The sequence below is a fragment of the Sabulicella rubraurantiaca genome, assembly GCF_017355885.1.
Taxonomy (GTDB): domain Bacteria; phylum Pseudomonadota; class Alphaproteobacteria; order Acetobacterales; family Acetobacteraceae; genus Roseococcus; species Roseococcus rubraurantiacus.
Genome location: NZ_JAFEUU010000004.1, coordinates 1 through 20,531, shown reverse-complemented (window position 1 = coordinate 20,531; position 20,531 = coordinate 1). Strand labels below are relative to the sequence as shown.

General features: G+C 65.8%; 13 protein-coding genes. 7 read left to right on the top strand and 6 right to left on the bottom strand.

Annotation, left to right across the window (positions count from 1 at the left end):
* Positions 1 to 9 precede the first annotated feature (9 nt).
* The gene (gene htpG / locus JTJ31_RS08750; protein ID WP_207538272.1) at positions 10 to 1,860 is read right to left on the bottom strand and encodes a molecular chaperone HtpG; all 1,851 of its coding nucleotides are present in this window, start codon (positions 1,858 to 1,860) and stop codon (positions 10 to 12) included.
* A gap of 216 nt (positions 1,861 to 2,076) precedes the next feature.
* On the opposite strand from htpG, the gene JTJ31_RS08745 reads away from it, so the two are divergent.
* The gene (locus JTJ31_RS08745; protein WP_207538271.1) at positions 2,077 to 3,075 is read left to right on the top strand and encodes a Bug family tripartite tricarboxylate transporter substrate binding protein; all 999 of its coding nucleotides are present in this window, start codon (positions 2,077 to 2,079) and stop codon (positions 3,073 to 3,075) included.
* A gap of 648 nt (positions 3,076 to 3,723) precedes the next feature.
* Here JTJ31_RS08745 and JTJ31_RS25345 read toward each other — a convergent pair.
* Positions 3,724 to 5,370 (bottom strand): TIR domain-containing protein, encoded by a 1,647-nt coding sequence (locus JTJ31_RS25345; protein WP_207538270.1) that lies wholly within the window; start codon positions 5,368 to 5,370, stop codon positions 3,724 to 3,726.
* Positions 5,371 to 6,154: 784 nt separating this feature from the next.
* Between JTJ31_RS25345 and JTJ31_RS08735 the strand changes: the two genes are divergently transcribed.
* The 5 genes from JTJ31_RS08735 (at position 6,155) to JTJ31_RS08715 (ending at position 13,817) form a co-directional block, all read left to right on the top strand.
* Entirely contained in the window at positions 6,155 to 8,152 is a 1,998-nt protein-coding gene (locus tag JTJ31_RS08735; RefSeq protein WP_207538269.1) for a tetratricopeptide repeat-containing protein, read from the top strand.
* A gap of 12 nt (positions 8,153 to 8,164) precedes the next feature.
* Complete coding sequence (locus JTJ31_RS08730; RefSeq protein WP_207538268.1) at positions 8,165 to 9,343, top strand: TIR domain-containing protein; 1,179 nt, start codon at positions 8,165 to 8,167, stop codon at positions 9,341 to 9,343.
* A gap of 393 nt (positions 9,344 to 9,736) precedes the next feature.
* Positions 9,737 to 11,494 carry a hypothetical protein gene (locus JTJ31_RS08725; protein ID WP_207538267.1) on the top strand — a complete coding sequence of 586 codons (1,758 nt, stop codon included), beginning with the start codon at positions 9,737 to 9,739 and terminating at the stop codon, positions 11,492 to 11,494.
* Positions 11,491 to 12,210, top strand: a complete 720-nt coding sequence (locus JTJ31_RS08720) for a hypothetical protein (RefSeq protein ID WP_207538266.1) — start codon at positions 11,491 to 11,493, stop codon at positions 12,208 to 12,210. Before JTJ31_RS08725 ends, JTJ31_RS08720 begins: the two co-directional genes overlap by 4 nt.
* Complete coding sequence (locus tag JTJ31_RS08715) at positions 12,207 to 13,817, top strand: D-alanyl-D-alanine carboxypeptidase family protein (RefSeq protein WP_207538265.1); 1,611 nt, start codon at positions 12,207 to 12,209, stop codon at positions 13,815 to 13,817. Before JTJ31_RS08720 ends, JTJ31_RS08715 begins: the two co-directional genes overlap by 4 nt.
* Before the next feature lie 70 nt (positions 13,818 to 13,887).
* Here the strand turns inward: JTJ31_RS08715 and JTJ31_RS08710 are convergent, their stop codons facing one another.
* The 4 genes from JTJ31_RS08710 to JTJ31_RS08695 all read right to left on the bottom strand — a co-directional run bounded on the left by JTJ31_RS08710 (position 13,888) and on the right by JTJ31_RS08695 (position 19,708).
* Positions 13,888 to 15,027: an endonuclease/exonuclease/phosphatase family protein gene (locus JTJ31_RS08710; protein WP_207538264.1), complete on the bottom strand. Its 1,140-nt coding sequence runs from the start codon at positions 15,025 to 15,027 to the stop codon at positions 13,888 to 13,890.
* A gap of 174 nt (positions 15,028 to 15,201) precedes the next feature.
* Positions 15,202 to 16,362, bottom strand: a complete 1,161-nt coding sequence (locus JTJ31_RS08705) for a cytochrome P450 (protein WP_207538263.1) — start codon at positions 16,360 to 16,362, stop codon at positions 15,202 to 15,204.
* Between the two features lie 71 nt (positions 16,363 to 16,433).
* On the bottom strand, positions 16,434 to 17,780 hold the full coding sequence (locus tag JTJ31_RS08700) for a Dyp-type peroxidase (RefSeq protein ID WP_207538262.1): 1,347 nt from the start codon (positions 17,778 to 17,780) through the stop codon (positions 16,434 to 16,436).
* 266 nt (positions 17,781 to 18,046) lie between these two features.
* Positions 18,047 to 19,708 (bottom strand): hypothetical protein, encoded by a 1,662-nt coding sequence (locus tag JTJ31_RS08695; protein ID WP_207538261.1) that lies wholly within the window; start codon positions 19,706 to 19,708, stop codon positions 18,047 to 18,049.
* Between the two features lie 338 nt (positions 19,709 to 20,046).
* Between JTJ31_RS08695 and JTJ31_RS08690 the strand changes: the two genes are divergently transcribed.
* On the top strand, positions 20,047 to 20,531 hold a 485-nt coding region (locus tag JTJ31_RS08690; RefSeq protein ID WP_207538260.1), incomplete at its 3' end, for a hypothetical protein.

The following is a 20,531-nucleotide window of genomic DNA, read 5'->3' as shown; positions in this document are numbered from 1 at the left end:
GAGGTCACATCAGACCGAGCCAGAGGCGAGAGCCGCCGCAACCCGTCGGGCGAAGGAAGCCGGATCCCTGGGGCTGTCACCGTCCTGCACCCGCGCGATGTCGAGCAGCAGCCCGGCGCTCTCGCCAAGCCTCGTATCGGCCGCCGCACCCTCCGCCAGCTTACGGATCAAGGGATGACGTGGGTTCACCTCGAGCACCGGAAGACCGCCACCAAAGCTGCGGCCGGCCCGGCGCAGCATGCGCTGCATCTGCAGATCGGGGCCGTATTCAGGTGCGGCGAGCACGACCGCGCTGTCCACCAGCCGGTCGGTGACACGGACCTCTGATACCTCGTCCTTCAACGCATCCTTGAGCAGCGGCAACAGCGTGGCCACATCGGCCGCCTCGCCTGGCGGCTCATCCCCCGCGACCTTCGAGAGGTCGACCGCGCCCTGGGTGACGCTGCGGATCGGCTTGCCTTCAAACTCCGCCAGCTGCTGCGGCCAGAAGGCGTCGATGCCGTCCGCCAGGAGCAGCACCTCCACGTTCTTGGCGCGAAAACCTTCGAGCTGGGGCGACTTGGCCAGCACCGCAGCATCGTCACCCGCCAGGACATAGATGGCTTCCTGTCCCTCCCTCATGCGTCCCACATAATCCGCGAGTGAGGTCCAACCGTCCACGGCCGATGAGCGGAAACGCAGCAGGCCGGCTACGTCCTTCCGGTGCTCGGCGTCCTCCCAGACACCTTCCTTCAGAATGGGGCCAAAGTTCTCCCAGAGCGAAGCATAGGCCTCCGCGTCCTTGCCCTTCGCCTTCAGCTCGGAGAGCACTCGGCTTGTCACAGCCTTTCGGATGCGCGCCAGCATCGGCGTGGCCTGCAGCATCTCACGGCTGACATTGAGCGGCAGATCCTCGGTGTCCACCACGCCATGCACGAAGCGGAGCCAGGGAGGGAGCAGCCCGGCTGCGTCGGTGATGAACATACGCCGGACATGCAGGCGCACGCGGCTTTCCCGCACCTCCTCGACCGCCATGAAAGGTTTGCTTCCGGGAATGAAGAGCAGCGCCGAGAAGTCCAACGTGCCCTCGGCACGCCAGTGCAGAGTGGCCCAGGGCTTGTCGAAGGCGTGGGCGACGTGGTGATAGAACTCGGCGTATTGGTCCTCCGTCACCTCCGACTTTGGCTTCCGCCAGAGCGCCGTGCCGTCGTTGGCGGGCTCGTCCTTGCCGTCGCGGACGACGGTGATCGGCAGAGTGATGTGGTCCGCCCACTTACGGATGATCGCCTGCACACGAGATGGCTCGAGGAACTCCTCAGCGTCGGCTTTCATGTGCAGGACAACGTCGGTGCCGGGCTCATCCCGTGCAGCAGGCTGAAGGGTGTAGTCCCCCTTGCCCTCCGAGGCCCAGGTCCAGGCCTCCTCCGCCCCGGCGCGGCGGGAGGTGACCTCGACCCGGTCCGCCACCATGAAGGCGGAGTAGAAGCCCACGCCGAACTGGCCAATCAGGCTCGGTTTATCGGCCGCAGGCGCCTCATTCAGTGACCTGGCGAAGGCGAGCGTTCCAGAGCGGGCGATCGTACCGAGGTGCTGCGCGAGCTCGGCCTTGGACATCCCGATGCCGGGGTCGGAAATGGTCAGCGTCCGCGTGGCCTTCTCCGGCACGATACGGACTTTCGCCTCGGCCGGCAGCCCGAGCGTGCTGTCGGTCAGCGCCTCGAAGCGGCGCCGGTCCACAGCGTCGGCGGCGTTGGCCACCAGTTCGCGCAGGAAGATTTCGCGCTCGGTGTAGAGCGCGTGAACAACGAGATCGAGGAGGCGCCCAACCTCGGCGCCGAACTCATGCCGTTCCAGGGTCTCGTTCACTGCCAGCTCCTCCATTCAGCCTCCAGCGGCGCACGATATGCGGGGGGGCCAAGGTAAGTTCAACCCGCTGGGCGTCCGGTGCGTCAGCGGCACAGAGCTATCCGACGTCGCTCTCCTCGCCCGGCGCCGTCATCGGCCTGCGCCGCCCTGGCGCCGGCACGGCGCGTGCGCGACGCGTCCCCCGGGGCGTGAGATTTCCACTCCTCGTGACCAGGAGGTCAGCTGTGGGGCTTGGCCCAGCCCAAGAACCGGCACAGCATGACGGGAGAACAAATCAGGGGAGAAAACGCAGTGCGCTTCATTGTCGCTTTTGCAGCCGCGTTCGTGTGCGCGGTCGCGACCGCGCCTTTCGCGAGGGCCCAGAACGCGGTCACCATGATCGTGGGCTACCCGCCCGGCGGCGCCTCCGATCTCATGGCCCGCGTCATGCAACCCGAGCTGTCAGCGGCTCTCGGCGTCCAAGTCGTTGTGAAGAACTCGGCGGGCGCGAATGGCACCGTTGGCGCGCTGGAACTCGCCCGCTCCCGCCCGGATGGCAACACCATCCTTCTCGCGCCGGGTGGCTCGCTGGTCCTGTCGCCGCACACCCGCGGCGCGCCTTTCCGCCAGTCGGATTTTGCGCCAGTATGCCAAGTGAGTGCCGCGCTCGTGGTGATGATGACGCAGCGGGATTCCGGAATGCGCACGCTGCAGGACGTCATCACGCGGGCACGCTCCAACCCCGGCCGCCTCGCCTATGCGAGCACCGGCCCCGGCGGCACGCCGCACATCAGCATGATCTCGCTCGAGCGGCTGGACGGGATCGAGATGAACCACATCCCGTATCGCGGCTCGGGCGAGGTGATGCAGGCCATGGCAGGGGGGCAGGTTCAGCTCTTCACCGACCAGGGCAATCTGGTGCGTCAATATGGACTGCACCCGATCGCCGTGTTCAGCGAGACCCGGGCAGCGGAGTTCCCCGACACGCCAACGATGCGCGAACTCGGTCACGACCTTGTTTTCACTATCTGGTCCGGGCTCTACGCGCCGGTCGGTACCCCAACCGAGGTTTTGGATCGCCTCGAGGCGGCCTGCTTGCGCATGATGACGACACCGGCTGTTGTGGAAGGTTTGCGCCGGATGGACATGCCTATTCAGGTTCGCGGCCGTGCCGAGTTCGCGGCCTTCCACTCAGCCGAGTACGAGCGCTTCGGCCGGCTGGTGCAGGAGTTCAACCTTCGGATCAACTGAGGTCCGAGGCGGATTAGAACGGACGGACGGCTGCGACATGGGGCGGCATCATCCCCGGCCTGGCAGAACAGGATGAGGCCGGAGCCGGGCTTCCTTCGCTCATGCGGGGACGGCCGGCGGGGCCTTGCCGCCCGCGACCCCGTCGAGGTCGCCCTCACCTCAGCCAAACTTAGCGCCCTTTCGTTCAATGACGCAGTCTCTGGACCGCTCCTCATGGTCACGGCGCAGTGCTGCCTTGCGATGAGCGGAGCCGTACTGGCCGAACACCGCATAGGTGTGATGCCAGGGGTTCCAAACAGACCAGCCGGAACCGCAGGAAAGCTGGGGCTCACCGCGCGGCGCAGAAGCGTTGTGTCACATCAGTGTGTACCAATTTCTCGGCCAGACCGAGACTTTCCTGTAGCGACGGGAGCTCCGATCGGACGCGAATGACAGGCCGGGGTGAGGAGCTGCCCAAGGATCCGCGGCACAACACCAGGTGGAAGCGCGATACGCGCGGTGGCTCGGGCGAAAGCGGCGGCCTTACCTGCGTCACCAGACGCCAGCGAAGGGCAGGGGTCGTACTACCTCACCGAACGCATCAACGCCCAATGACCGATCCACAACATCCCGAAGGGTCCATAGAGAGCTTGCGAGATGCCGCTACAGCTAAAGGCAGTCCTTGAAGCCGTCTGCGCTCCGGGTGCCGTTCGGACACCAGGCCGCGACTTGCCGAACATAAGCATCACTTGCGGATCGGCTCAGGGCGCGGGCCCGGGCCAAGGCCTCGTTCGCAGCCTGCTGCGTCGGAAACTCGATGACACTACGGTACAGCCCCTCCCGCCGGTAAATCGTCGCGCTGGGGAAGCCTGCTCCACGGGCCCTTTCCACCTCCGGTCTTGCTGCTGACAAGCTGTTATCGGACCCGAACACAACGAGCGCTGTAACCGCTTCAGTTGAAGACGGGGGGCCCGATATGCGGCCCAGACTGGTCTCCCCAGGAGGGCGCAACCAAAGTGTCCCATCTGCTCCCACTGCCCAAACTGCTCCGTCGCGACTGACCGAAATGCTGCGGAAGCCAGCGCTCTCCACCGGCGCGAACCGCTGACCATCTTCGCTCCGCTCTGCCCTGCCATCAGCGGTGAGAAGCCAAACGCTGCCGTTTGGCGCCACAGCAGCATCCGCGATACCTCCTGGGCGAATCTGAACCCACGAGTCTCTCAGGATCCAAGCAGTGGCATTCCGTCCCACTCCGACGACAGTTTCGTTGGGGCCGGCTGCGATCCTCGCAAAATCGCTAGTTCTAGCGTCGCGTGTGAAGGTCTGCCCATCATCTGTCCACCAAATGCTTGCATCATCGCCCACCAGCCACAATCTGCCCTTCGCGGATACAGCAACATCAACGACTGGCGGCGAACGAACCATCTGGTGGGGTGCCCCATCAGCAGGAAAGCGCCACAGCGTCTTATTGTGTCCTACCCCCCAAGCACTTCCGCCTCTGTCTGCAGCTACCCTCGCAAACCCTTGCGCCTGAATCGACGCGAAACTCCTGCCGTCCGTGGTCCAGGCAACTCCACCATCGGCCTGCACGAGCCAGATCCGCGCATCCACTCCCGCGCCCACATCAGCGACTGAGTGCGCCCCGGTGCGCTGCCATCCTCCGGCACGACGGGCGGCATCCACCGCGACACCTTCACCGTCAGGGGGAGGGGCTGGATAAATCAACCACGCTCCTAGTCCAAGGACTGGGAGGCCCAGGGCGAGCACGCCGAGCAGCGCAGCACGTCGGGGTCCCGAGAAAACAGACGCGACGCTCCGTCTACTCTCCGCCACCTGGGTTGAGGATTGAGGCGTAGCCCCGGTGGTGCGTCGAATCACTTCGACGAGCCGTCCGATGTCATAGTCCCATCGGCGATCGCTTAGTTCAGCCGCGTTGCGTCGTGATAAAGAACGAATACTCTCCGGCAGATCATCAGGTCCGGGCATCTGCGCGCCGCCAACGAGCACGGGGATGACACGTAACTTCCGATCAAGCGCAGTTGCAAGCTCGAGGCGAACGTAGTCGCCGTCGTGCATGATGCGGCGATTCTTAGGATCGGGACCAGACAGCCAATTTGGTCCGATCACAGCCAGCACGCAGTCGGCTACTTCGAGCGTCTCATTGATCGCGTCGACGAAGTCAGAACCAGGTGCGATACTGTGAATGTCCTGAAAAACATTCTCTGCGCCAAAATGCTCGCCCATGTCATCTACCAGGCGGCCAACCCACCCAGCGCTGTCTTCGCGGCGATAAGAGATGAAGATCCTCGCCGACATCGGCTGGCAACCCATCTATGTATGAAGAAAACTATAAAGCGGAATCCAGATTGCGAGGAAAGGCATTTGTGCGGACGGCGCAGTTCGGACGTTCCGCTCGGATGTGGATCCACGTGAGCTGGGGAGCTTGACCTTCTTTTGAGGGTGCCGGCGAGCGCTATGCTGCGGAACAGAACATTAATCCACTGTGGCGGGCCAAAACCGACTCCGCGTGGCATCAGACTGGTGTGAAGGCTGCCGCTACATTGCCGTGCGGAAGCCGCCGTTCCCTGCTTGCTCCTTGGTTAGTCGCTTTGAAGGGGACCAGACATCGGTGCGCAGGGTGCCCGCGCGCCGGAATGTGCGGCCGAGGCGTAAGGCGCTGGGAGAGCGACACGCGCGATGACGCGGAGGGGGCGTGACAGGAGGCAGGACGATTGCTGACCTCTCTACCTGCTCCGGTCTGCACTGCTTAGAAGCCGTTGAGTGGGTCGTCTTTGTCGGCAGAGCGCTTTGGGTCCGGATTGAAACAGGCGATCGAACCCGCAGAAATATCGGGAGAAGGCGGCGCCCAGTCGAGATACTGAGACGACATTGTGCCACCGACCACGCCGAAACCCGGCTTGCGTCGGTGATCCCGTGGGAAGACTTGCGCAACTGGGGGCGGTCGCGCGTACCATCACAGGTAAGTCCACTACTATGCCTTCTCGCCACGGCTAGCTTCATACTGTGACCAGCTGGAAAAGCCCCGCGGTAGTTCCTCGCGTATGGCGCCCACCGCGCCGTCACGGCAGGAGTTACATGGATGCCCGAGCCTAAAGGCCGCTGCTTCGTCGTGATGCCCTTCGGCATCAAGCCCGCTCCGGACGGCGCACCGGTCTGCTTCGACGAGGTCTACAAGGACCTACTGAAGCCGGCCATCGAGGCGGCCGGCCTACGGCCTCACCGGGCAGACGTCGATCTGCGCGCTGGCAACATCCAGGGCGACATGTTCCAGGACCTCCTGCTGGCCGAGTTCGTGGTCGCGGACCTCACGATCGACAACCCCAATGTCTGGTACGAGATCGGCGTGCGCCACGCGCTTCGCGCGAGCGGGGCGGTGCTGGCCTACGCTCTCCGCGACCGGCTTCCCTTCGACCTGAACAATCAGCGCATGATCCGCTATTCGCTGAAGGACGGCGCGCCGGATCCAGACCGGCTGGAGGCCGAGCGCAGGGTGCTGACGGCCGCAATCGCCGCAACGCTTGAGGCGTGGCGCGGGCGGAAGGCCAGCCCCGTCTATGCGATGCTGCCAAACCTGAGGGAGCCCGACTGGAAGTCCCTCAGGGTTGGCGAAGTCAACGAGTTCTGGGAGACCCTTGAGAACTGGCAGTCCCGCATCGAGATCGCGCGGCGGCAGCAGCGGCCGGGGGACATCCTGACGCTCGCCGAGGAGACGCCCAACCGCCTGCTCGCCTTTGAGGCCCTTCGTACGGCCGGCGATGCACTGCTGAAGATGAACCGGGCGCGCTACGCCATGGCCGTGCTGGAGCGTGCCAGGTCGCTAAATCCGGAAGACGTGCGCGCTCGGCAGCTCGAGGCGATCGCGCTTGGCCGTGTCGAGAAGCACGAGCAGGCGGCGGAGGCACTGCGTCGCCTTGCCGAGGAGCAAAAGGAAGCGGGCCAGCCGAGCGGTGAAACTCTCGGCCTGCTGGCGCGGACCTGCAAGGACAGCTGGCGTCAGCTATGGGACGCGCAACAGAGCCAGGGCTCAGACTTCCTCAAGGCAGCCAAGGAAACCCAGCCGTCGCTGGCCAACGTGGCGAGCGCGTATGTCGAGGCCTTCCGCGCCGCGCCGGCGGATTTCTTCCCGGGCATCAACGCCCTCACCTTCGGGCGCCTTTGGGAGCATGTGACGGGCCGACGGAGCAGACTGCCGCTGAATGAGGTCGCGCAGGGGCTCACCTGGGCCATCGACTGCGCCCTGACTGCAAAGCGCGACTACTGGGCCCTCGCCAGCAAGGCGGAGCACGCCCTGGTGCAGGGCGAGGCCGACGCGGCCATCGAAGCTTTTGAGGCGGCAGCGGCGCTGGCGGTGGAGACCAAGGACCGCTTTGGCCTCGGCTCCACGGGTCAGCAGCTGAGATTCCTCTCTGCCCTGGGCTTCCGGCCTGACATCGTGCCCGACGCGTTGGCGGCCATCACAGCTGCTGAGAAGCAGCTTGACCTGCTGCTCGGCGCCCGGCCCGGCCGCCCCTCCGAGCCTGCGCGGGTGGTGCTGTTCAGCGGGCACATGGTGGACCGGCCCGGCCGCCAGCCGGCGCGTTTTCCTGACGGCAAAGCCGACCCTGCCGGCTCGCGCATCCGCGCGGAGCTGGATGCCATAGGCGCGGACGCGGGCGATCTCGGTATCTGCCAGGCAGCTTGCGGAGGCGATCTTCTCTTCGCGCGCGCCTGCCTTGGTCGCGGTATGCGGCTCTGGGTGCTGCTGCCCCAGGAGGAAGCGGCCTTCCTGCGGGATTCCGTTTCCTGGGCCGGGCCACGCTGGGTGGCCGACTACGAGGCTGTGCGGGCGAATGCAGATGCCACTTTCCGCGTTCTTCCCGAGGAGCTGGGCCCTGCGCCGGAGGGCGTGGGGAAATACGAGCGCTGCAACCGCTGGATGATGCACACCGCGCTGTCGCAGGGTCTGGCGAGGGTGTCCTTCATCACACTTTGGGATGGTGGTGGTGGCGACGGGCCGGGCGGAACCGAGCACATGGTCTCGCTTGTGCGTGATCTTACGGGGCATGAACCCGCTATCATCGACCCGCGGACCCTCTAGGAGCGGCACTCGATGGACCAGGCCCGGGGCTTTCTGAGCTACGCCCATATCGACGACGAATTCTTCGGTGGCGCGATCACCGAGCTGCGACGGTTCCTTGAGCTTGGGGTGCGCGTGGTGACCGGTGAGGGGGGGTTCCAGATCTTCCAGGACCGCGACGCGATCGAACTTGGGCAGAAGTGGGAGAAGCGGTTGGAAGAGGGGATCGCGAGTGCGAACCTGCTCATCCCGGTCCTGACTCCCTCTTTCTTCCGGAGCCCCTACTGCCGGGACGAACTGGTGATGTTCTTGAAGCATGAGGCATCGCTCGGCCGCGACGATCTGGTGCTACCACTGTACTTCGTCACGGTCCCGTCGCTCGAGAAGCCGGAGCTGCGCGACCGCGACCCATTGGCAAAGGAGATCGCGTCACGACAACGCTTCGACTGGCGTGAGCAGGCAGAGTTGCCACTCACCGAGGTGCAGGTGCGCCGAGCAGCGCGCCGGATTTGCGAAGCGATTGCTGTGGCGCTTGAGCGGAGCCAGGCGGCAGGGACTGCCGGGGCGCCGCCCCCGGTCCCTCCCTCGCCGCCCGCGACGACCGAATCCGGAGCCTGGGGCGCCGTCCCTGAGCAGACCGGTGGACCGGGGAGCGATCCCTTCTCGCCGTGGCCGGACGGGCCGGACCACCACACGACCGCTGATGGGGACGAGCCATCGCCGCCGGACCACAGCCCGGATCTTTCCCTGCGTGTCGCAGGCGCCCGACTGCAGGGTGCGTTGCGAGAGCGGTCCCGCTCCACGGAACGCTGGTCCGTCCTCTGGGTGGATGACCAGCCCGACAAGAACCACCACGAGGTGAGCGCGCTGCGCGAGTATGGAATGCGCGTAACCCAGGTGCCTTCCACCGAAGCGGCGCTGCGCGAGCTTTCCGCGCCGGGCGCACATTTTGACACTGTCGTCAGCGACATGCGGCGGCCGTCCGACCAGCAAGCTGGCTTCACCCTGCTCGCCAAGTTGCGAAGCGAAGGGCACGGCCTTCCTTATTTCATCTACACCGGGCCGCGTGCGCCTGAACTCGTCGCTGGGACGCTCCGGCGCGGCGGGCAGGGGTGCACCGACCGGCCCGACGAGCTGGTGGAGATGGTGTTGCGCGCAGTTGGAGCGGTCGGGCCGAGCATCTCGCCGGCTGGGGAGCCGCAACGGGGCTGAATGCTCGGCTGCAGGTGGACGCCTCGTCCCTAGGATCGTCGATAGCATGCAGGGTCAGGGCGGTCTCGACCCATGCTCACCAGATGTTTGTGTTTGCACTGCATGTCGCGGACTGCTTATCGTCCAGTGAGGTGGTGGCGCAGGCCGCCTCGGGGAGACGAATGGAATGGCGTGCGAGGTGAGAGCCTCCCGCTTGAGCGGCTGGCGCTTCCCAGACGGAGCCGACAGGCCCAGGTGGCGTGCGTGATGCGGCCACAAGCCAACTCCGAGGTTTCCGTTCTCCCAGTTCAGAACTTGCGACATATCCGCGCCTCGCAAGCGTTTACGACGCTGCAGCGGACCTTCGAAGACAAGGACGGGGAGGCAGTCGAACAGCAACGGTCGCTGTTCCGGATGTTGCGCCTCATCAACTTCCTGGTCCTCTCCGTCGGCGTGCTGAGCGGGCTGGTGCTCGCCGGGACGATCGCTGGGGACCGGGCGACGGGCTGGGTCGCCGAATGGCGACCCGCCATCGCACGCGCCACATGGATCGCTGGGCTTGCGATCACTGTCTGCGGCGTGCTCGCCACCGTGCTGGGCCAGTTCATCCGCGGAGGCGACCGGCTTGGGCGTTGGCGCTCCCTTCGCTCCGAGGCAGAGGTCGCGCGCGGGCAGAAGTACGCCACCCTCGCGCGGCTCGCCGCGGCCGCTGGCCCCGGTCCCGCGCTGGAGGCGCTGGAGGCAGTGGGCAAGGAGCTGCTTGAGGATCAGCGCGCTTATTACGTCAGGCGCGCCCGCGAGCACCGGGCCTCGGCCGGTGTCACCGGTGTGTGGACCGGGATCTCCCTTGCGCTCTCCGCCCTTGCCAGCGCGACCGCGGTCGCTGTCCTGGCGAATTTCAGCGTCGAATGGCTCCTGGTCCTTGGCGTGATTGGTGCTGCAGTGGGGGCCTACGCGGTGGATCGGGAGAACCTACTCCGTGACCGCGGAAATGCCGACCTTTATGAGCGGGTGGCAGAGCGCCTCGGCATCCTCGCGGCGAGCCAGGACCGCGTGGCGGCGGAGATCCACGGCGGAAACGCACAGGCGGTCGTGGTCTTCACCGACCTCGTTGTGGAGGAACTCCAGGCGGAGCACCGGCAGTGGCGCGAAGCGCTCGCGGTCGCACAAGAGCAGATCGACCGCCTGGAGGAACGCCTGCGCGAGGCGCGGGGACGCGCCTCGGCCCAGGCGGGCTCGTCGGCAGGCGGCGCGGCGCCACAGACAGGCGGGGCACCCCGCGGGGGAACAGAAGCCGGCAATGCAGGTGCGCCAGCCACAGCAGAGCGCGGCTCCACCCGGAGCGTGGCCGCCGAACTGGCGCGGTGGAAGCCTCTTCTGAATGCTGCGGCAAGCGTGCTGCCGCCGCCGCATGGGGAACGTGCGCGCGTGCTATCCTCGGAGATATCAACGGTCCTGGCGCCGCTCGACTCCGACGCCCCCGTCAGCTCCAGGATCTCCGCGGCCGCGACCCTTGCCGAGCGGCTCCGCGTCGAGAATCCACTCGGCCAATGGCTGACCGGAGCGCTGCCCCGACTGGCGCCGGTGCTGGGTACGGTGATCCCGCCGCTTGGGATGGTCCTCGGCATCGCTGCGATCGGGGCACGGCTTGGCGAGGATGCCTACCGGCGATGGGTCGCGCGCGTGCTGCAAGCTCCTATCGCGCCCGGTCTTCTGGAGCCAACCGCGCTCACCTCCACCATGGTGCTCGCCGCGATGGAAGGGGCGCCCGAATTTGCCGACGCATGGGCCGCCGAGCGTGAGCAGCAGAACCTGGCCGCGATCACCGAAATGGGTCGGCTCGTGGTTGAGGATCCAGAGGAGCTGTGGTCCCGCGAGCAGGCGCGGTTCAGCGGCGACCGCGCCGCCTTCGACCGCGGACTCGAGGCTATGCGGCGCACCCTCCTTGCCCGGGCGGTGGAGGAGGATACGGCGTCCATCCCCCGTGCCGAACTTCCTGACGGGGCCAGCCCCCCGCAGCTTCTGGACGCCGTCTCACGTGTCCAGTCCGACCCAGAGGGCCGCGCAACGCTGCAGACAGTTGTGCAGCTGATGCACGAGCTGCGGAACGAAGGGGAGGTCGACCCGGTGGCGTCTCTTCGTCTTGCGCATCCCGGAGGGACAAACCCATGAGAGGCATCAAGCACCCCGTCGCCACCGGCGGCCGGCCGCGGGCCTTCGCGTTGTCCGTGGCGGTCACAGCCCTGCTCCTGGGGGGCTGTGATCCGGCCGCGAGGACCGCCGGGCAACTGCTGAACCCGACCGTAGCCTCTCTGCAGGAAATCAAAGGTCTTCACACTGACGGAAATTTTGCCGCCGTCGTGGACCGCCAAGTCTCCTGCATGCCCGCGCAGGAGGGCTGCGCGCAGCTCCACTATCTCAAGGCGGATAGCTGCCGCCGGGTCGCCGGCGCAGCAGGTCCCGGGCGCCGCGGGCGCCTCGACTGCGCGATCGAGAACTATGAGGCGGCGCTCGTGGCAGTTGGCCAGCGTGCCGACCCCCTTGTGGACCGCCGCGCCGTCGAAATCGCTCTGCTGGACATGAGCGTCCAGCGGCGTGACGCCGCTGAGGGTGCCGCCGATGCTGCTGCCCAGAACGCTGCCCTGCAGCGCCGGGCTGCGGCGGCACAGCGCGGCCCCAGCGCACGGCCGGCCGGCTTCTACCACGCGGCCGAGGCCCTCATGAGCGACGTCGTGCGCGCAGGTACCTCTGGTAATTGTGCGCGGATCGATGAAGCGGCCCGGCTGCTCGCAGAGGCTCGTGCGGACGGCACTCCCTATGCGGCTCCGGCCCAACGGCTGGCAAGCTCCATCGAATCCACTCGGCGGGCAAGAGGATGCGCCGCGTGAGCACCGCCGGCCCGGCCTATCCCGGCGTCCAGCTAAGGGTATCGACCCCACCCTTGATCGGCGAGGCGGTGCTTGCCGTGCAGCTGCGCCTCGGTGAACTCGGGCTAGCCTGCGCCGATCTACGCAGCGCCAACCTCACCCGCAACAGGGCCAATGTGCGCGTGGGCGACATCGCCGGCGTCTTCGGGCGGCGAACCGCCGCCGCAGCCACGGATTTTCAGCGCTCCCGTGGGCTTCGTCAGGACGGCATCGTAGGCGAACGCACCTGGTCGGCCTTGTTCGCGCCACAAGGAGTCGGGGCGCCAGCGGCCACGGTTGCCCCGACACCTCGCGCGACCGACCGCATGGTCGTGAATCCGGACGCGCGCGACGTGGATCTCGCAAAGTTGCATCCCGAGATGCGGCAGCGCCTCGCAAAGCTGCAGGAGGCGCTTCACGCCCAGTCGGTGCCGATGCGCGTCTTTGAGGCGTTCCGTGCGCCGGAACGGCAGCAGCACCTTTACGCGAAAGGGCGCGACGCTCAGGGCCGCATCGTCGGGCGCGTGGTGACCCACGCCAAGCCCTTCGAGTCCTACCATCAATATGGCCTGGCCGTGGACATGGTGATCGACATGCCCGGCGTGAACCCGTGGGAAGATCGCACGCCGGAGGCAGCGAGGTGGTGGCAGGCCTTCCACGATCTGGCGCGCGACCAGGGGCTGGAGCCGCTCAGCTTTGAGAAGCCGCACATTCAGTTAGCAGGCCTGAGCACGCGCACGCTGCTCGCGGGTGGCTATCCTGATGGCGGCGACGAAAGCTGGGCCGACAACCTGTCACAGGCTATCGCACGCTGGCCGGGCGGGACGAAGCCTCCGCCTCCGCACCGACTTGAGCGTCCTCCCTTGGCCCCGCTGGCAAAGCCGGCCGATCCGTCATCGCAAGAGGAGAGTGCCCTCGACTGGCGGAAGCTACCTTCGATCGAGGAATGCGACTGGTCACACCCCTTCCAGGGGCGTCCGTGGCGCGTGGACCGGCATGGCATTTACCTGCGGGATCTTGAGGGCGGGCAGCGAGCGATCCGCAGCGCAGGCAACCCCACAACCTGTGGGGCGGTGATTGCGGCGTTCGGGCCGCAGATTGCGAAGTATTCGGCGAAGCATGGGGTTCCGCCCGAACTGATCGTCATGACCATCGCGACGGAAGTGGGCGTCTACCGCAGCGTCGGCTTCACCGGCCCACGGACCTTCCGCTGGGAAGCGCATATCAGCGATTATAGCGCCGGCCCCATGCAGATGCTGGCCAGTACGGCGCGCGACGTGAACCGTAAGGAGCGCCTGGGCTACGAGGACAGCGATTTTCCATCCTTCGACGCCAAGCCGGAACCACCTCCCCAAGATCTGCCGATCTATAAGCCTGATATCGCGATTGACCTCGGTGCAGCCTTTATCCGGCGAGGCATGGCCAAGACCGGAACAAACCCTATCCTTGTCGCCGCGGCCTATAATGCAGGCAGCGTCCGGCAAGGGACCGGCAACCCGTGGGGACTACACTGTCATGGCGACCACCTCGACCGAGCCGCGGAATGGTTCGGCGATGCGTGTGCTCTGCTCGCTGCTGCCGGACGGTGAAACTGGGGGCCGCGTATCTCCCCATCTGCCGCTGAGGTAGGACAGTCTTTCCCCTCCCTGATATCTCCCGTCAGCCTGTGGCGCTCGCGATTTCGCTCAGGTAGTCGTCCGCAAAGTCGGTGCGGATCTCGATCCAAAGCGGCGCATGGTCGGACATCTGCCAAGTCCGCCACTTCAGGTAGCGGCCTTCGGGTGTCGTTGCCCGAAACTTCGCCTTCTTCTCTGGGTCTTCTTCCGGCACGTGAGTGGAGTAGGTGGCCATGTCCTCGTCCCGAAATACGTCTTCGAAGAGCGCGACCATGCCTCCGCCCATGACCTTGAAGCGCTTGTCTTTCACGCGCACGGCAATCTGGTCATAGAAGTGATCGCCCATCCGGCGCACCTTGTGGCCATCGATCTCATCGGGAACCTTGAACCCCTTGCTTTGGAGGGCGGCCATCGTCTCATGCTCCGGGCTGACGACGTTGAAGTCCCCAAGCAGGATGTAGCTCTCGGGCGCGCTGGGCTGATCAGATTCAGGGGTAGCGTTGTCCTGCCGTTTTGCGAAGAAGCCGATGAGCTTGCGGATCTCGTCGATGCGCTGCTGAAGTTTGTCGCCTGACTCGTCGCCGTAGTAGATGTGCACGGTGCACAGCGAGAAGCGGAACCACCCTGACTGGAAGGCGACCAGGAAGGGGCTGCGGGCGAATTGCTGCCTGGTCTCGACGGTGGTCGCTGGGATGTCGGGCTGGTCCTTGGGTTTGACCTTCTTGCGCGCGACGACGAGCTGGCCGTCGGGCAGCACGATCTCGCCAGCCACCTTCCGGAACCAGACCTTCTCGGTGTTGTAGACGAAGGCCATACGCTCGCCGTTGCCGCCCGACCCCTCTGTGACGTCCGTGACGATGTAGTCCCACTCGCGTCCCAGAATGCGGATCAACTTGCGGAACGGCCCGAGGTCCTCATTCACCTCCTGGATCGCCACGAGATCGAAGCAGGCGATCATCTCGGCGAGGTAGTAGAAAGTCTCAGGCAGGCGAGGGCCCCAGCCGAACTTGTTTGAGTCGAAGTCCCGGATATTCCAGGTGGCGAGCAGAAGGGAGCCGTCGCTCTTGCGGGCACGGATGGACGCTAGGCGTTCACGGATGGCGAGGAGGCGCGACGCACAGCGTTCGGCCGCGCCGTCCTCCTTGGCGAGGTCGCGGCGCAGAGAGGCATAATTGTTCGACATGAAATCCTCCCAGACCTTGGGCGGTGAAGGATCTTGCCATGAATGGCGCCTGAGGTCGCCCTGGAGTGACAGGAGGCGGGAACCTTTGGATCAAGCCGGCCTCCGGTTCGAAGACAGTCTCGCTTTTCACACAGCGGGCGGGAGTGGCAGGCGCTCCTTGAACAGCAGTTAGCGTCAAAAGGTCACGACCAGCCGTTCTGCAAAGATGCCGTTCTTCGTGAGCGTGCCCTCCTTCCCGGCCGCGCGTTGCAGGTTCGGGTGCCGAAGCAGCGGCTTCAGCAGGCGAGGCAGGCAGGCGTGATTGATGTGCTTCCCGAAGCACTCATGCAGGCCGTAGCCGAAATGGATGTACTCGTGTGCGCCGCGGTCCGTGTCGAACCGTCGCGGCTCTGGGACGCGGCGGTCGTCCATCATGGCGGAGGAGAAGGCAACGAAGACCGTCGCTCCTTGGCGGACCTTCGTCTGGCGGCGTGTCCCCTGCGCGATACTCCAGTCCCGTCGGGCAATGCGCGGCAGCCCGGGACCCAGCGGATCAAAGCGCATCGCCTCCAGCACGATGCGCCGCAAGCGGTCATCATCACTAGCCTGGGCAGCGCTACGCGCGGCCTCCAGCGCCTCAGGCCGCTGGAGCAGCTGCTCCAGCGCCTGCGGCACGACCATGGGCCACTGAGGAGGCCCTCCGACCACCATACACAGCAGCGAGGTGCGGATCTGCGGGTCGGTGTACCAAGGGTCACCCGCCGCCTGCTGCGCCAGGCAGCGGTCGAGCACGTCGTCGCCAGCCCCGGCGCCGCCTGACTTGCGTCGTGCGATCTCGGCGTCAATGAGGGCTCGGAAGGCGGGGGCGATCTCGTCGACCTCCCGGCGAAGCGCAATGTCCTTTGGCGAGCTCGCGAACTGGAACTCGAAGAGCCTCGTGGCCCACACATCAAGCCGACCCTGTGCGGGCGGTGGTACACCGAAATAAGGAGCGACAACGTCGAAGGCGACGCGCCGAGCGAGATCCACCACGTCGATCCGCCCGCCGGCGTGCGAGAGGATATTGCTGGCAGCCTCCTCCGTCCGGAGTGCCAGGGCAGGGAGGTCATCGGCCCGCACCACGCGGCGCATGGCGGCGACACCTGCACGGTATTCGGGTGTGTCGTCCATACCCAGGAAGAAGGGTTCGCCGCCCGTGATGACATTCAGGTTTGGCTGATAGGGCACCCGGAAGGCGGTATCGGTCCCGAAGACTTCCCGCACGTCGTCGTGCCGGGTGACAGCCCGGAAGGAGCCTAACCCCGGGATCGGCCAGACACGCCGCGCCACGGCGAAGACGCTCGGCAGTGCCGCCAAGAACGCGCGGTGGATGGCTCCCTTGAGGCCAGACGCTGCGGGCCGGATCGGATCCTGGGAAAGCAGTGCGCTCACAGTGAGGCCAAGTAGCGCAATGCCGGTAGGCTGGGCAGGAAAAAATAGTCGCCACCCGCCATCTGGACATAGGTCTCCACATGCACGCTGCGGCGGAGCGGCTCTTCGCGGATTGTCATGCGACCATCCGGGCCAACCAATGGGTCCACCTCATCGAAGAGCGTCGCGAAGTCGGAGTTGAGCAACCAGGTCTGCTGGACGAACTCGAACTGGCGCGCGATGTCGGTATTCAGGCACATGAAAAGCAGGCCGCGGTCCGCATCATCCGGCGTGCGGTCGTCTTCAATGCGTGGCCCGAACTTGCGGCCACGTCGGAGAATGCGGTGGTTGTTCGCCGCGGCCAGAAGGCTCTCGCGCTGTTCAGGCGTTGGTGCGAGCGCGTCCCGGGGGTTCGCCCGGCGCACATGGCTGCCCGGTGGGCAGCCGATCCCGTGCGGGTCATCCGCATGGAATAGGAAGCTGTTGTCGGGCATCCCTGATGCATGCGGCGCGCGCCGTCCGGCGGGGCAGAGGAGGTGGCCCTCCCTGTCGCGGCCCACCACACGCTCGGCGATCCATTCGGCCGTGACATGCCCGGAGTTCTCCGGATCACGTGCGCGAATGGCGGCGGCGTTCCGGTCCATCGAGGTCCAGAAGGCCGCAACATCCTGGCGCAGCTCGCGCACGACCAGGTAGCTGCCGTTGCGGCCGAGGTCATAGAAGCCCTGAGCTTCCGGATGGGGTGGCAGGCCGGCGTCCTGTGGCCGGGGGTCAGCCGTGCCGTGCTCCTCGCCAGGCACGACAGGGCCAGGAGCCTTCTCGTGATGTCCGTTGACGTAGCCGATCAGGAACTCACCGAGAGGGACGCCCTGCACCGGCTCGGCCTGGGTAGCCTTCCGGCCTTCGATCTCGACGGCACCGGCTGCATCGAAGGGCGCGGGCTGGGAAAGTCCGTCCGCAAACCCGAAATGCTCGCGGCTGACCCCGGCCGCCTCGACATCCAGCACCAGGGGAAGGCGATGGGAGACCGTGACGCCGTGCGAGCGAAATGCGTCCTCTACATCACGGGCGAGCGCGTCCGCTGAGGCGTCGTCCAGCGTGTAAAGCAGCAACACCGCATGCACAGTGATGGGTGTTGGGACATGCTTCTCCTCACCCTCAAAGGCCACGTCATAGGCGCCAACGCGCGTACTGGTCGGCTCACGCAGCGGCGTGTTTGCACTCCAGAGTGGGCCGCCATCAAGGACCGTCTCCTGCCATTCGTCGCGGCGCCTGTCGCCGAGGCGGCGCAGCCGGTCCTCCTGGAACATGCCTTCCCGGAATGGGCGCGAGAACGAAGCCAGGGCATTGGCTGGCAGCTTCATCCGGGCGAGGCCCGTCCATGTGAAGGCCAACGCCGCGGCACGGTCTTGTGCGCCTGAGGGTGGGATGGCGGGCGTGACGGGCGCGACCCGGTTGAGCGTGCGCAGCCATGCGCCACCGCCAAGGTCGAGCCGCTCCGGCTCGCCAATCTCCAGGAAAAGGGCACGGCCGGTGGGCAAGCTGCCGAAGCCGGTCACCACAATTCCTTGGACCTCCCGTGCGATCTCGGGCGCGAGCTTCCAGCCGGCGGACGGCTTCGGCGTTCGGGTCACAGGTCGCTGATCCACGCGCGGGCCTCCACCTCACTGAGCTCGGGCCGGCGGAGGCCGTCCGCGATGCGATTGTTGCGCTCGATCTGATCCACGGTGAGGGTGGGGTAGGCGCTGTACCAGAAGCGGCTCACCGCGCGGGAGGCCAGGGCCCAGTTCTTGAACCTCCTGCCATGGCGCGCGCCGTCGTAGATCAGGAAGCGAGTGGGCGGAAAGCCGACGCCGCAACCCCAGGCAAGGGTCAGGCCGCCCGCTGCCTTCTCGATGAAGTCGTCGAGATAGGAGTCCCAGCTGTGGTCGAAGTTGGAGAAGAAGAGAAGCCGGCTGCCATTGTTGAGGAAGGCCCAGTGCGCAAAGTGGACCGTGCGCATCGTACCGAGGTAGCCATCGGTCGCCACCACCCGCAGCACCAGCCCCAGCCCAAGATGCCCGGCCCGGATGATGATTGAGCGCAGAACGCCGGGCTTGATGAGCACGATGGAGCCCATGTGGTTCTGCGCGACCCAGTCCTCCCGTCGCACCATCTCCCGGAGGAGGCGCTCATCGACATGGGGTGCGTCGTGCGACGAGTCGTGGCGCTCGAGGTAACGCAGCCAGAGCACCAGCCCCGGAAGGATGACCAGCAGAAGTCCAAGCAGCCCGAGCAGCACGGCGCGCGCCACCGGCCAGAAGGCGTCGCCGGGGGTCGCCGGAAGATTGCCGGCTCCGAGCCAGGCGAGCAGATGGCTCGTGGCACTCACCAGCGGGGTCAGAACGAGCGCTGCGACGACAACATAGGCGGCGACGATGCCGAGGATGGCCGGCACCTTCGGCAGAATAAGCCTTGTGAGGTTCGGTCCCGCTGATGTCTCGGTTCCGGGCAGCGGTGCACGCTTGGCGTAGATCAGCAGTCCGGTCGCGGTGGCCACCAGCAGCAGGAGCAGCACATAAGCCTTCCAGGGCATAAGGGCGGCCACGACGATGGCTGGCAAGGAGAAGGCAAGCAGCAAGAGGACGGCGAAAGTGACGAGGCGCAGGATATCCAGCAGCCGCTCGCCCCTTGAGATTCGAGGCGGAGCTGACATCCCAAGCCACGGATGAGCGGGGACCATGGCCTTACGCAACAGCGCGTGGACCTCTGTGGCACTGCGCCCTCGATACGGTGATGGGCCGGGCCGGCCGGGATCGTCCAGCTCTTCGCGAACCGCGACGAAGAGGGCGGCTTCCTGCAGGATGCGGTCGCGCGTCAGGCCGCGGTTGCCGTGGTGGAAGACACTCGGCCGCTGCGTGCGCGCCTCCAGATAGGGCGCAAGCGGTGCACGTGAATCAGATGCAGTGACTGCGTCGTAAAGCGGCCCATCTTCGTCGAGCGGCCGTTTGCAGCAGCGCAACATCTCGCGCAGATCCGGGCCGAAAGCGGCCTCCAGCTGGCCCCAGAAGACACCGGGCTGGCCATCAAAATTGGCTTCCAGGATGAAGATTGGGTCATACTCGGCCGCTGTGAAGACGCTCATGGACATGAAGTGAAGCGTCGGGATGTCGCGCATGACGCGAGAAAAATTGTCCGGCTGACCGAAGGGGCCGGTGTCCTCTCGCTGGCGCAAGGCCTCAATCAGGGCGGAAAGGCGGCTGCAACTTTCTGGCTTAACCTCAAGCGGAACATTGAGGGTGCTCTGAAGCATGCCAGCCATAGCCTTTGCTTGCGTCGGAATACAAGCATGGCATGGGCGCGAGAGGTCACTCCACAGAAATCGGCAGCACGCGTCATGAGGGCAGGGCGGAAATGGAGGTTCAGACTTCCTCAGCCATCAAGGGGTAATCCATCTCAGGTCATAGCCGGGAGCCTTCGTGCGCACGCCGAGGGGACCGGCAATGGGCTGCAGGGCAGGGGCCGAAAATGCTCTGCCTTGCTTCAGGGTGCGCTCACGGCCTCGATCAAAATTCTTGCCTCGGAATGAACTTCGCCGCTTGGATAGATAGGCTGGGCGTAACCGAGAACCAGGCTCCTGGGAGAGGACGAATGTCGCTACGCATCAGGAATTTTGGCTGGCGATGCCGCTGCAATGGAAGCAGCCATCTGGCCTGCCGGGTTCCTCCCGCTCCAGACGTGATGGCCAATCTCTTCCTGGATTACAGGCGGTCCGGAAGAGAGCGCGAGCTCAGCTTCAAGGAGTATCTTGTCTCGATCGGGTTCGTCGATCCGGCTGCCGACACCATCGGGATGGACGACGCGGCCCAGTTTGTCGCAACGCCGGGTGGACCCGAATTGCTGGCCACCTCGCAGCCGGTCATCGGCGAGGTTCAGGTCAAGGTGCGTCTCGTCGATTTCGACGACAGACCCGGCATCAGGCCCAAAGAACAATTCGAAGATCTGCTCTTCTCGCGAGGCATCCATCCCACGGGAAGCATGCGGGACTACTTTCAGGAGGTGAGCCTCGGAAAGGTGGATTGGTCGGCACCGTCTCCGACTGGATCCGCCTGCCTCAGCCCTATTCGTACTACACC